Here is a 13,959-nt window from a genome sequence, read left to right on the forward strand (position 1 = left end):
AGGTTTCCTTAACCTAGACTTTCCATTACTTCGTCTGATATTTCAGCGTTATGATAAACCTCTTGAACATCATCATGATCTTCTAAATTATCGATCAAGCGCATAAATTTAGCTGCGGTATCAGCATCTAAATCGGCTTTAGTACCGGCAATCATGGTGACTTCGGCATTTACTGCTTCAAAACCAGCAGTATCTAGGGCATCTTTAACACTGCCAAATGCATCAGGCGTGGTGAGTACATCAAATGCACCATTATCATGGGAAACCACATCATCTGCACCCGCTTCTAAGGCGGCGTCCATCAGTTGATCTTCATCGACAGTATTTGGATATGAAATGACCCCAGATTTTGTAAACATATAAGCGACAGAACCATCGGTGCCTAGGTTACCACCTGACTTACTGAATGCATTGCGTACGCCAGAGACAGTTCGGTTTTTGTTGTCGGTCATGGTTTCAACCATCACTGCGGTGCCACCTGGGCCGTACCCTTCATAAATAATGGTATCAAGCTGCTGACCATCAAGCTCGCCGGCACCACGTTTTACTGCGCGCTCTACCGTGTCTCGGGTCATATTATTTGATAAAGCTTTGTCTATTGCGGCGCGTAGACGCGGGTTAGCATCTGGATCTGATCCGCCTTCTCGTGCTGAAACGGTTAACTCACGAATAAATTTACTGAATAATTTGCCACGCTTGGCATCTTGGGCCGCTTTACGATGCTTAATATTGTCCCATTTACTGTGTCCAGCCATGGTAAGTCCTTTAAATTTCCGGTCTCAATACCTGTTAGATTACACACTTAGGTATTATAAAAACAGACCGAGGCATATGCCTCGGTTTGTTATTTTATCAATGTAGCCAAACTTTAGATTACTCTTCAGTAGCGGGCTTCTCTTGCGGAATAACATTGATACCTAATTCAACTAACTGCTGCGGGTTAGCAAAACCTGGGGCATTAGTTAACGGACATGCCGCAGTGGTTGTTTTAGGGAATGCCATTACATCACGTATTGAGCTTGCACCTGTCATTAACATGATAATGCGATCTAAACCAAAGGCTAAACCTGCATGAGGTGGTGTACCATAACGTAATGCTTCAAGTAAGAAGCCAAACTTCTCGTTGGCTTCTTCATCTGAAATACCTAAGATACGGAATACCGCGCTTTGCATCTCTGCATTATGAATACGCACTGAACCACCGCCTAATTCACAGCCATTTAATACCATATCGTATGCATCTGAAATCGCAGCGGCTGGATCCGCTTCTAATTGCTCCGGGGTAACATCACATGCTGCGGTAAACGGATGGTGAACAGCGTGGAAACCACCATTAATTTTCTCAAACATTGGGAAGTCAACAACCCACAATGGACGCCATTCACCTTCAAGTAGGTCAAAATCTTCACCGGCTTTAAGACGTAGTGCTCCCATTGCTTCAGCAACAACATTGGCTTTATCAGCGCCAAATAACACGATGTCACCAGTTTGCGCACCTGTGCGACTGATAATTTCGTTAACGATTTCTTCGTTTAAGAATTTTAGTACTGGTGATTGAATACCTTCAATGCCAGCAGATAAGTCGTTAATCTTCATCCACGCTAGGCCTTTAGCACCATAGATGCCAGCGTACTTAGTGTAGTTGTCAATTTGTTTGCGAGACAAAGATGCGCCTGCTGGAATGCGTAATGCCGCAACACGACCTTCGACATCGTTAGCTGGACCACTGAATACTGCAAATTCTACGTCTTTAACCAAATCAGCGATGTCCACTAACTCTAGTGGGTTACGTAAATCAGGCTTGTCTGAACCAAAACGTGCCATGGCTTCTGCATATGGCATACGTGGAAATTCACCTAAATCGACATTTAATAAGTCGTTAAATAAACCACGAACCATTTCTTCAGTTTTCGCCATCACTTGATCTGACGACATGAAAGAAGTTTCGATATCTATTTGAGTAAATTCTGGTTGGCGATCTGCACGTAAATCTTCATCACGGAAACACTTTACGATCTGGTAATAACGGTCAAAACCAGACATCATTAACAATTGCTTAAACAACTGTGGTGACTGAGGTAAGGCAAAGAATTGACCTTTATAGGTCCGGCTTGGAACTAGATAATCACGAGCGCCTTCTGGTGTAGCTTTGGTTAAGATTGGCGTTTCAATATCTAAAAAACCGCTGTCATCAAGGAAACGACGCACAGCACTAGTCACTTTAGAGCGAAATACGATTCTGTCAGCCATTTCTGGGCGACGTAAATCTAAGTAGCGGTATTTTAAACGCTGCTCTTCACTATTGTTTTGGTAGTTATCCATGCTTAGTGGTAACGGCGCAGAAGCATTGATAATAACTAAGTCTTTACCTAATACTTCAATTTCACCGGTTTTCATTTGTGCATTAATTTGGCTTTCTGGTCTTGCACGCACCACGCCTTTTACTTGTACACAAAATTCACCACGTAAACTACTGGCAACCTTGAAAACATCTTCTAAATCCGGATCATAAACAACTTGTACAATCCCTTCTCTGTCACGAAGATCTAAAAAAATCACGCCACCTAAATCACGGCTACGGTTTACCCAACCTACTAAGGTGACTTCTTGACCAAGATGAGACTTATTGACGTCTCCACAATATTGACTGCGCATTTAACTCTACCCTTAATTCGGTAATAGGTTCTAAAAAATAATTCTGTTAAACATTAGATAAATAATGCTAGCAACTATAGTACTTAAACAACGTCAATGACGTGATAAATAAATCCGAACATTATTTTACTACAAGCTTTGAAATAGTTTACTGCAATTAACGCGGCTTTAGGAAAAAGTTAGCACAATAAACGTGCAAAAAAGCATCATCCAATGCTTTTTTTGTGGATCTGCTGCATTTTTGGTTAACCGCTGCCAAGCCTTAAGTTTATTTGTTAGAAATTAATCAAGACTATTCAGCTTATTGGTAACCTAAGTTGTTAGCGCTTTTCTTGTTGCGGTACATATTTTTATCAGCACACTTTAACAATGCAATGGCGTTATCACCATCATCAGGATAAATCGCCATACCGATACTGGCAGTAAGCGTTAGACTGATACCATCAATCCTCAAAGGCTCTGTTAGGTTAGCAGTAATGGTTTCAGCCACCTTAATTGCACTTTCTGCGTTATCGATATTATTCAGTAGTATGACAAATTCATCACCACCAAATCGAGAAACTGTATCTGATTTTCTAACCGCTTTTTTCAAGCTATTTGCTATAGCAACTAATGCTTGATCACCAACATGATGGCCATAGGTGTCATTAACTGCTTTAAACTTATCGATATCAATAAATAAAATGGCAAATTTATGTTGTTCTCTTAGATGAGCGGTGACGGCGCAAGCTAATCTATCATCAAGTAAACACCGATTAGGTAAATGAGTCACAGGATCATGCTCAGCTGCAAATTTACTTTCTAATTGTGCTTGTTTACGAAGCTCCACTTCTGCCTTCAGCCGCCTGTTACCCCAAATAACCAACAATGTAATAGCGCTAACAATAACTAACCCTATCAACAGCATCTTAAACCAATGTTGATATTTATCCGCTTCGCTACTTAAGTCAATGGCCACCCATTGCTGATACATTTGCTGCTGCTTTGTTTCATCAATAGTTTCTAAGGCACGATTAATTAGTGGGATGAGCTTTTTAAGTTCTGAATAGACGCCAATATGACTTTTTTGCTCTGCTAAATCCGCTACCAGTGCTATTTTTAAATCAGGGAAACCACCTTCATTAAGTGCATAAGCCAAGGTAACCACTTGCTCAATAAATAAATCAGCTTGACCTGTAGATACGGCTTTTAAACCACTTTTGACATCTGCCACAGGCATGATCTTTAAGCCTGGAAATTGTTGCCTTAATTGATTATTGATGCTGTACCCTTTGACCACAGCAATCCGTTTACTTGTGTATTGACTTAAATTAAATAGTGGTTGCTCAGTGAGTGAGGTGGCAATGGCCCAAGGAGATGGCCAGTAACCATCGGTAAATTCGAGCGTAGGCTGCTGCAATTTACTCTTGGCCATACTAGCGACCATGTGTATGGTTCCTGATTTAATATCATTGTTAAGGCTATCCCAATCTTGATAAGCAACTGGAATAATATCGATTCCTAATTGATTAGAGATAATGTCAGTGACGTCGCTGTTAACGCCAGAAAACTCACCCTGTTCATTTTGATATTCCATTGGTGCCCAGTCGTCTAAATAGCCCAATTTTAATGCACCTAAGGAGTCCAAATATTTTTGCTCGTTATGACTTAAAAATATTTGCTTATCACGGCTAATAAAAGTGCGGTCGTCATTATTAACCAGCCATTTACGCTCTATTTTATTTAGTTCATGCAAACTAATCAGCTTGAAACCATTGGTGATACGCTCAGCAAGCTCTGTGTTTTCAACATTGGTGAGGTTATAAATCTGGGTGCTAAATTCAGTTGAAGTGAGCTGATTGAAATCTGCCCATTTTTTATTATTAAGTAAGTAATGTGACGTAGTCGCACTCGATGCAACAAAGCCGACAATATCGCCGTCTTGGCTCGCTTTGACCATTTGAGCCATAGAATCGTAATACCGCAGCTGCGCATTAGGCAATAATGTTCTCAGTTCAACAATATAAGGAGATGTGGCAAAAATACCAATGCGTTTACCATCAACTTGACTAATATTGGTTAATTCTTTTTGGTAACTAAAAAAACGACTTTTTACCGTATATAAATGATTTGCACGATTTAACCCAGTGTTCATCGTGTCACTTTCAGGATAACCAATATGAACATCGGCAAGCCCTTTCTTAACCATGTTAATGCTACCGTTCATATCGCTAGAAATGAAATTAATATTGATACCCGTTTTTTCTGACCATAGCTGCCAAATATCGACAAATAAACCATGGGGTTGACCTTCAGGGTTTATATCAACAAACGGCTCAATTTCAACTTGCATAGCGATCATTAAGCCGCCTGATTCACGTCTCAGGCCAAACCAGCGTTTCTCAATATCATCAACCACCTTCGCTGATATTTGCGCAAAACCTTGGTTAATTTCAGCAACCCAATGACTGTGCCGTTTGGCAACCGCTGGCGCTAAATTAACTGTATTAACTGAGATCCTAGCGGAAGTTTGATACTTATTGGCCAAATCAAAATTAACCGGAATCCCTTGATAATAACCTTGAATAGCAGCAAAAGCATATAGCTCGCCATCAATTACCGCGTCCACGAGTTCACGTTTAGTTTTGAAGGTTTTAAATGTGAGACTAGGTTCAATGGCTAATAAATCATCGAGATGAGATGTGCCTTCGATAACCCCTATTTTAAAAGGTTTTAAATCTGTGATGCTTTTCTTAGTGGCGATATCATTATGAAGGTAAACGTAATTATTTAATGTTGTTATTTGATTGGCATAAGCAAATTTTGTCTTTCTTTTCGCGTTTACTACCATTCCTATATGGGCATCGACCTTACCTTCTTCAACAGCAGAGAGTGACTCCTTCCATGGCATGGGCTTAAAAATCACTTTAATGCCACTCTTAACTGACCATTCGTGCCATAAATCGACCATCAAACCCGAAGGGTTACCATTTTGATCAACAAATTGATAAGGGTAAGCGTCTTCACTCATTGAAATAGATATTGTTTTCGGTAGTGAGCTTACTAGTATCTCATCTGAGGAGGTATTAGCCCAAGTAGCAGTGGTGAGCACTAAATTGACTATGATGACAAATATAAATTGAGTGAACTTCAAGCGCTATCCCTTGTGCAAGATGTATTTTCTCTGAAGAAAAAGGTTATGTGTTTGTTGATTATTTTTAATTACTGTACATCATACCGTTTTATATCGACTAATTGTCTAACAAGGTGAATAATTTACCGAGAAAATAGCCAATAAACAAAATAATTTACAAAAATTCCAATGGGATACTTGCTGCTATTTGTTAGGATTAGCTAGAATGACAATATAATACTCCTAAGTTACTGCAGATGAACTCTCAACAAGACACAATTTACGCCACAGCAACTGACAAAATATCAGATTTTCAATTTGATAATCGCGTCGCTGGTGTGTTCAACGATATGATCAGACGTTCTGTACCTGGTTATGCACAAATCATTAATACGATAGGTGATTTTGCTGATAGGTATGTAACGCCAAATTCTAATATTTATGATTTAGGCAGCTCCTTAGGCTCTGCTACCTTAAGTATTCGTCGTCAAATTGAACAACGCCAATGCCGTATCATCGCAGTAGATAATAGCGAGTCTATGGTTTCTCGATGTCAGGAAAATCTCGCGGCTTATGTCAGTGATACTGAGGTTGAGTTAATTTGTGGTGACATTAGAGATGTAGAAATCACCAATGCATCGATGGTGGTGTTAAATTTCACCTTACAGTTTTTACCGGTGCAAGATAGAGATAGCCTGATCAAAAAAATATTTCAAGGCTTATTGCCTGGCGGCATTTTAGTGATCTCAGAAAAGCTCTGCTTTGAAGATGATGTGATTCAATCATTGCTGTATGAACAACACCTCGATTTTAAACGTGCTAATGGCTACAGTGAGTTAGAAATCAGCCAAAAACGCAGCGCACTTGAAAATGTGATGCGCCCAGACAGTTTAACAATCCACCAACAACGCTTTACTGATAATGGCTTTAGTCATTCAACTGTATGGTTCCAATGTTTTAATTTCGCATCTATGGTGGCTATCAAGTGATTAGTTTCAGCTCTTTTTATCAACAAATTGCCGACTCATCGTTACAACACTGGTTGGAAGAATTACCGGCTATTTTAGGAAAGTGGCAACGTGAACATAAACACGGCAATTTACCTAAATGGGAAAAAGTCCTTAACAAACTTAATTACCCTACTCCAACAAGCATCGATTTATTCAATGGTGTCAAAATTGGCGATGGCAGCCAATTAACTGCAGGTCAAACTGAAAAACTTGAAAACCTTTTAGGCTTGTTTCAACCTTGGCGTAAAGGTCCTTTTAATATTCATGGTATTGATATCGATACCGAATGGCGCAGTGACTGGAAATGGGATCGAGTCAAACCACATATTTCACCGTTAGAGAATCGCACCGTGCTAGATGTAGGTTGTGGTAGCGGCTACCACATGTGGCGCATGCTAGGGGCTGGCGCAAAACGTGTCGTGGGTATTGACCCTTCGCCGTTATTTTTATGCCAATTTGAAGCCGTTAAGCGTTTAGCGGGTAATCAGCATCCTGTTCATTTATTGCCATTAGGAATTGAAGAACTGCCAGCACTTGATGCGTTTGATACAGTGTTTTCTATGGGAGTGTTATATCACCGCCGCTCACCTATCGACCATCTAATGCAGTTACGTGATCAACTGCGTATGGGCGGCGAATTGGTATTAGAAACTTTAGTTATCGATGGTGATGAAAATGCGGTTTTAGTGCCAGAAGACAGATACGGCAAAATGAACAATGTATGGTTTTTACCCTCCGTTGATGCGTTAATGTTATGGCTTAAAAAATGCGATTTTACCGATATCCGTTGTGTCGATGTTGATGTCACCTCTATGGCAGAACAGCGCTCAACTAAATGGATGAAAAACGAGTCATTAGTGGATTATCTTGATCCAAATGATGTTAGTTTAACGGTAGAAGGTTACCCTGCACCCAAACGTGCAACGATTATTGCAATAAAGAACCAACCTAATCACGACTTAATTTAACCTAGATTATTAAAATAACAGGAATTATCATGTTAAAGCAGGTATTTATTTTATCTTGTACAGCCGCGTTAATCACCGGCTGTGCTTCAACAGAAAAAGTAACTCCGGTTGGTAGTGAAGAGTTTACTTCAAATTTAGCCAGTTCTCAGGCCGCTATTATTGAAGCGATTAATAGCCAATGTATTAGCGCCACACCTGAAATTGTTGCCTTAAACGAAGAAGTACAACAATTAAGGTTACAAATCACCGATACTCTTACCAAACAATCTGAAAAAATGGATGCTGATGCCGTTGCATTAGCGCAATTAAATGAACCACCTCAGTGTCCTGAGTCAGCAATAACCGATAAGTTTGTTCTGGGTGAAGTAGAAAGTGTTTTTATTGACGAATTAAAAGCCGCTTTTGCAACGCGTATTGATACTGGCGCTGAATCGTCATCATTAGATGCCCGCAATATTGTGTTATTTGAACGTAATGGCGTTCAATGGGTTCGCTTCGATGTAATGATCAATGGAGAGGATCAACCTGGAGATACTTTTGAACATAAAGTTGAACGTTTTGTGCGCATTAAACAAGATGCAGAACAACCTGATGATCGCCGCCCCGTTATTCATGCCCACCTGCAAATTGGTAAATACGCCGCTGAAACTGACTTAAACTTAACCGATCGTAGCCATTTAGATTATCCCTTACTACTTGGTCGTAAATTTATGAAAGATATTGCTGTAGTCGATGTCGGCCAGAGCTATATTCATGGAAAAAAAGACAAACAAATAACGACAAAAGTTAAATAGGACTTCTAATGCATTCACGTAAACCGTTTTTTATCTTCGTCGCGTTATTATTTATATTCGGTACTGCAGCCAGTATTTATCGCAGCGTTGAACACAACGTCCCTTTCCTTCCTGGTCAGCAGGTTCAAAGCTGGTCAGTGGAAGCAAAAGTGATGTTTAATGGTAATAATAACCCAACCGAAGTATCACTCTCTTTGCCACAAGATCCTGCATTTGATGTACTTTCAGAAAATGCTACCTCACCGGGATATGGTCTAAATATCTCAGAAGGGGCTGACAGAAGAGCAGTTTGGTCAATTCGTGAATCCTCTGGACGTCAATCCTTATATTACCGTGTAACACTGGTACCGACAGGTCAACTTGACGTCACCCAAGATGAAGTACCTGAAACACCAGAACCCTTTTTATGGCAAGTCACTGAAAAAGGCGCCGCTGACCAAATCATGAACGATGTATGGCAGCGCAGTGCTAATAACCTTTCTTACGCACAGCAGTTAATGTCAGTGATTAACGACACTAATCAATCGCAGAATTTAGCACTGTTATTATCAGTTAACACTCGTACCCAGTTGTTTTTGCAAATGCTGCACTCTAAAGGCGTTCCTGCAAAACAAGTGAGTGGTCTAATGCTAGAAGACCAACGTCGTCGTCAGCAACTCAATCCTTATGTGCAGGTTTATCATAATGGTGAATGGGTTTTATTTGATGTTGAAGGCAACAAACAAGGCCGTCCTGATAACTTGGTTTTATGGCAACACAATAACCAATCGGTGTTAGATGTTGTTGGTGGCAGTAACTCGCAAGTTAACTTTTCAATGTTGCAAGAAACACGCTCAGCACTGGCAACCTCTATCGATATGATGAAAAACTCAGATGCACTGGATTTTTCTTTGTACCAATTACCACTAGAAGAACAAAGTACCTTCAAAGGGATTTTATTGATCCCAATTGGCGTGCTTGTGGTGGTGTTCTTAAGAGTGATTATCGGTATCAAGACATCAGGTACCTTTATGCCGGTACTGATTGCATTAGCCTTTATTCAAACCACATTATTGACCGGCTTAATTGGCTTCTTGTTAATTGTCGCCTTTGGTTTGATGATCCGCTCCTATTTATCGCAACTTAACTTATTGCTCATATCCCGAATATCCGCGGTCATTATTGTAGTGATATTTATTATTGGCTTGTTTACGCTTATTTCCTATAAAGTGGGATTAAGTGAAGGCTTAACCATTACCTTCTTCCCGATGATCATTTTGGCATGGACCATTGAACGTATGTCAATTTTATGGGAAGAAGAAGGCCCTAAAGCGGTAGTGATGGCCGGCGGTGGTAGCTTGTTTGTCGCCACCTTAGCCTACCTTGCTATGAGTAACAGTTGGATCCAATATTGGGTATTTAACTTCTTAGGTATTCACTTAGTGATTTTAGCAATGGTGTTAGTGATGGGCCAATACACTGGCTACCGTCTCACAGAGCTTAAACGCTTTAAACCTTTGGCTGGAGATCAGTAATGAACTTTGCCTGGCCTTGGGAGCTGCGCCGCAAAGGCGTATTAAATATGAATAAGCGTAATATCGATTACATTGGAAAATATAATCCTCGTAAATATTACAAACGCGTGGATGACAAGCTGATTACCAAGCAATTAGCTTTAGCCAATGGTATTGCCGTACCTGACTTGATTGGTGTTGTTGAAGAGCAGCACAAAATCAATGATATTCCGCAAATGGTCATCGACCGTACTGGCTTTGTGATAAAGCCAGCAAAAGGTTCTGGCGGTAAAGGGATTTTGGTGATCACTAAAGTGGAAGGCGGTCGCTATTATAAACCTAATGGCGATGAAGTGACGCCGACTGAAGTTTATCGCCATGTCTCCAACATCTTAAGTGGGTTGTTTTCTTTAGGCGGCACCCCTGATGTCGCCATTGTTGAAGGCTTGATTGAGTTCGATCCGGTTTTTGATGGTTTTAGTTACGAAGGCGTGCCTGATATCCGCTTAATCGTGTTTAAAGGCTATCCAGTAATGGGCATGCTACGCTGCTCAACAGCTGCTTCTGATGGCAAAGCTAATTTGCACCAAGGCGCTGTCGGTGTCGGTTTAGATATTGCTACAGGCAAAAGTTTGTTTGCTGTTCAATTTGATGAACCTGTTTTAAAGCATCCTGATACTCAATTTGAATTGTCACAAATTCAAGTCCCAAACTGGGACACTCTGCTTCATACCGCATCCAGTGCCTATGAAATGTGTGAACTGGGTTATTTAGGAACCGATATGGTTTTGGATAAGCAGCGAGGTCCATTACTACTGGAGCTAAATGCTCGACCAGGACTTGCAATTCAAACCGCAAACGGTAGAGGGATTTTACAACGCTTGCAACATGTTGAGTCTATCAAAGGCCCTGCCGTTTCAGTGGAAGAACGTGTGGCTTATGCCAAAAAGCATTTCTGTAGTAATCCTAACTTTTAGTTTATTGGCAACTGCGCAAGCAGTTGCCAATCCTCTTCAGCTGTTTGTGCAACAATGTTTGCAATACAAACCGTCTTTAGCATCCCTAGATTTAAAGCAAACAACCCCTTACCAAACATTACAGTTTGAGCAATTAACCTTAGGCTTTAACAATTTTAACGACCGTTTAAATTACTACCGCCACTTAGCCACTCATAACCAGCGTGAAGGGCTATTAATGTGCCAATTACATTTAGCTGATGAATTATCAGCATTGTTAACAGCGCCTCAATTATCCAGTTTTATCGCTGAGCTTGAAGATAGCCACATGCCCTACTCTTTATTAGCCAATAAAATTAACGCGATTACACTAGCCCAACTTGATATCGATACCAAATCACAGTTACACAATGCACAGGCAACGATAAGACGAAACCTTAGTAATAGTAATTTGAAATTGGTATTTAATAACGCACAATGCCAGTTAGATACCAACCGCGATGATACAAACTCTGCTTTTGAGATCAGTTTAGCCAAATACTTACTTTTACAACCAGATGAGCAATGCCGAAAAACCACTTGGCAGGCCTATCAAGCACGGGCAAAAAGTAAAAATCAGCAGTTATTAGCGACAATTAAAACCATTAAGCAGCAAGTTTCAGCGCCTGAGCCCAGCATTGCTTCAGCTGAAGCCCAAAGCGCGCCATTACAGGCAACCCAATCATTATCAACAAAGCCGTTATTAACAAATCAGCTGTTATTATCCTTCTTAGAAAGCCAAACCAATAATATTAATACAGCGCCTTGGAATATCGGTAAAACCCTTAGTCAGATAAAAAATACCCCTTATCTTGGCCCCAAAAACAGTAGTGATTTATTTCAGCAAGTTGTCGATGTATTAACGCCTCTGGGGCTTGAATTCGAAGCGATTCCCCTCCAAGTGCAAGCTGATATGTCGTCCACTAATGAAACCAATACCACCGCGAGTACTGGCAATGGCACTGCAACGGTCAATGAACCATCAGAACCAATTACAACTTATCGCTTGTGGCATCAGCAGCGTTTAGTTGGTGAACTCTATATCCATACAAGTAAGCATTCGATGGCGAATATCATTAGGTATCCGGTGATCGGTCAGCAATTTGCCCAAGCGAGCGTGGTTTTTCCAAAATATTTATCTAATCGGCGCCAAGCAATGCAACTGGTGAAAAGCCTCAGCGAGGCCATTACTGCTATGCCTCGAGGCAGCCAATTCTATTTGGTAAATAAGCTTGGAGTATCAACAGATAATTATTTATTAGGTTATTATTGGTTAAGCAGTCATCTACAACACCAATTAGCCTATTTAACCCCTTCAGCGAGAGAGCAATTTGCTGAGTCTTATCGACAGCAACTTAGGGTATTTCGCAGCAAAGTCGCTTGGTATTATTTAAACTCTGAGCAGCAAGGAGATGATATAAATAATCAACAACTAAATAGCGCCATCAATCAGGCTTTTCAGGCGAGTTTTAATCAACAATGGCCGGATGCAAAAAATATGGCCTATAGCTTTAACGGCATAGCTAATGAAGGGCTCGATTACTATCACCCACTTTGGCAACAAAATTTAGTTAATTTGATTAATACAGACACTAACGCTTCAATAACAAATCGCCAAGTTTTTGATATTTTGGTAGTTAATGAAGATAATTTATCCCTAATCCAACAAATGAGCATTATACTTAATCCACCGACTGATCCATCATCAATCATCAGGAGAGCCTTTAATGTTGGCAATTCGAAAATTTAAATCCTTAACCAGTTTAATCAGCTTTTCGTTGCTACTTACTTGTGCCAGCAGCTTTGCTGAAACCAGAGATAACCATCAATTAACTCACCAGCAAGTTCGAAGCGCAATTCAGCTTAACCTTGAACAAAATATGTATTCCTTGCCACCTCGAATTCAAGGGCATTATGGTTTACGTATGTATCGCATGACTGGTGATGAAAAGTACGCTAATGCCGCTTTAATTGATTTGATCACCATTACAGAAAGACAAAACTACTTTGCCTGTAATATGGATAAACCTAATTTTATTGAAGATGAAGCCGAACAAGCTATTAGCGTGTTAGGTAAAGGTCCTCGTGCTAAAGCGCGTAAAAAAGCCCTTAAGCCGTTTCCAGAGTTTATTTTCTATAGCGATATTTTATTGCGCTATGCCAGTCGCACCGATGAACTGGGTTTCATGGGGCCATGTCATGAGCAAATGATTAAAGGCTTAAAAGCCTATGATTTAACCCCAGCTTTGACTGATCCTAAAATGATCACATCATGGGCCGCGCAGTTAGTGAATTATGTTTACTGGGCTAAACAGCTAAATGTGGGGGATTATGTCGAGGTATATAAACAAGCGTTCATCGAGACTTATCCTGACGATAAAGACAACAATCTTGATAAAAAGCAGTACCGAAACAAGCTATATGGTATGACACACTTTATTTTTGCCTCTAGTGGTTATTATCAAGAGCAAGTTAACGCCAAAGATTATCAATGGATTTTAGATTACTTTAATAACAACATTGATCGGATCTTAACTGATGCAACCGATGACATTATTTCAGAAGTCGGCATTAGCTTTTTATTAGCGGGTCAGCCAAACCATCCTGTGGTTAAAAAGACTCAAAACCATATTGCGGCGTCATTTATCCCTGAGTATCAACTGATCCCGTCACCTCGTGGTAATCCCAATATGGTGTCAGGCGAACACCGCAATGTATTGGCGATGATGCTTCTTGATTGGCCAGAGAAGCTGCATAAAGGCCCTTACCTTGCTGAAATAAAAGCGACGAAAAAGTATTTGCCGGTGCAAGTGACGCCTAAAGATCTCACTAAAACTAACAGCAATACAAAAGAGAAACCTAGCGCTAAGTAATTAAGCGCGTTCTCGATTGCCTTCAAGAGCGTATCACTGTGTGATACGCTCTTTTTAAT

General features: G+C 40.4%; 10 protein-coding genes. 7 read left to right on the forward strand and 3 right to left on the reverse strand.

From position 1 onward, the window contains the following. Nucleotides 1-8: 8 nt before the first annotated feature. The 3 genes from Q4533_RS14255 to Q4533_RS14265 form a co-directional block, all read right to left on the reverse strand. Complete coding sequence (locus Q4533_RS14255; RefSeq protein WP_303502983.1) at nucleotides 9-755, reverse strand: YebC/PmpR family DNA-binding transcriptional regulator; 747 nt, start codon at nucleotides 753-755, stop codon at nucleotides 9-11. A 118-nt stretch (nucleotides 756-873) separates the two neighbouring features. Continuing rightward, on the reverse strand, nucleotides 874-2,655 hold the full coding sequence (gene aspS, locus Q4533_RS14260) for an aspartate--tRNA ligase (protein WP_102475518.1): 1,782 nt from the start codon (nucleotides 2,653-2,655) through the stop codon (nucleotides 874-876). 301 nt (nucleotides 2,656-2,956) lie between these two features. Beyond that, nucleotides 2,957-5,788 carry a transporter substrate-binding domain-containing protein gene (locus tag Q4533_RS14265; protein WP_303502985.1) on the reverse strand — a complete coding sequence of 944 codons (2,832 nt, stop codon included), beginning with the start codon at nucleotides 5,786-5,788 and terminating at the stop codon, nucleotides 2,957-2,959. A 236-nt stretch (nucleotides 5,789-6,024) separates the two neighbouring features. Between Q4533_RS14265 and cmoA the strand changes: the two genes are divergently transcribed. The 7 genes from cmoA to Q4533_RS14300 are packed head-to-tail and all read left to right on the forward strand — an operon-like array spanning nucleotide 6,025 to nucleotide 13,900. Next, on the forward strand, nucleotides 6,025-6,756 hold the full coding sequence (gene cmoA / locus Q4533_RS14270) for a carboxy-S-adenosyl-L-methionine synthase CmoA (RefSeq protein ID WP_102437206.1): 732 nt from the start codon (nucleotides 6,025-6,027) through the stop codon (nucleotides 6,754-6,756). Continuing rightward, the gene (gene cmoB / locus Q4533_RS14275; protein ID WP_102437204.1) at nucleotides 6,753-7,745 is read left to right on the forward strand and encodes a tRNA 5-methoxyuridine(34)/uridine 5-oxyacetic acid(34) synthase CmoB; all 993 of its coding nucleotides are present in this window, start codon (nucleotides 6,753-6,755) and stop codon (nucleotides 7,743-7,745) included. Before cmoA ends, cmoB begins: the two co-directional genes overlap by 4 nt. Before the next feature lie 29 nt (nucleotides 7,746-7,774). Then, a complete protein-coding gene (locus Q4533_RS14280) occupies nucleotides 7,775-8,539 on the forward strand; it encodes an ATP-dependent zinc protease (RefSeq protein WP_102437202.1) in 765 nt (254 codons plus the stop codon). Nucleotides 8,540-8,547: 8 nt separating this feature from the next. Then, nucleotides 8,548-10,053 (forward strand): inactive transglutaminase family protein, encoded by a 1,506-nt coding sequence (locus Q4533_RS14285; protein WP_102437200.1) that lies wholly within the window; start codon nucleotides 8,548-8,550, stop codon nucleotides 10,051-10,053. Next, a complete protein-coding gene (locus Q4533_RS14290; RefSeq protein WP_076536381.1) occupies nucleotides 10,053-11,009 on the forward strand; it encodes an alpha-L-glutamate ligase-like protein in 957 nt (318 codons plus the stop codon). Before Q4533_RS14285 ends, Q4533_RS14290 begins: the two co-directional genes overlap by 1 nt. Further along, nucleotides 10,972-12,777 (forward strand): hypothetical protein, encoded by a 1,806-nt coding sequence (locus tag Q4533_RS14295; RefSeq protein ID WP_303502987.1) that lies wholly within the window; start codon nucleotides 10,972-10,974, stop codon nucleotides 12,775-12,777. Before Q4533_RS14290 ends, Q4533_RS14295 begins: the two co-directional genes overlap by 38 nt. Continuing rightward, the gene (locus Q4533_RS14300) at nucleotides 12,755-13,900 is read left to right on the forward strand and encodes a DUF3541 domain-containing protein (RefSeq protein ID WP_102437196.1); all 1,146 of its coding nucleotides are present in this window, start codon (nucleotides 12,755-12,757) and stop codon (nucleotides 13,898-13,900) included. Before Q4533_RS14295 ends, Q4533_RS14300 begins: the two co-directional genes overlap by 23 nt. The last annotated feature ends 59 nt before the right edge of the window (nucleotides 13,901-13,959 follow it).

The organism is Shewanella sp. 6_MG-2023 (assembly GCF_030547195.1).
Classification (GTDB): Bacteria; Pseudomonadota; Gammaproteobacteria; order Enterobacterales; family Shewanellaceae; genus Shewanella.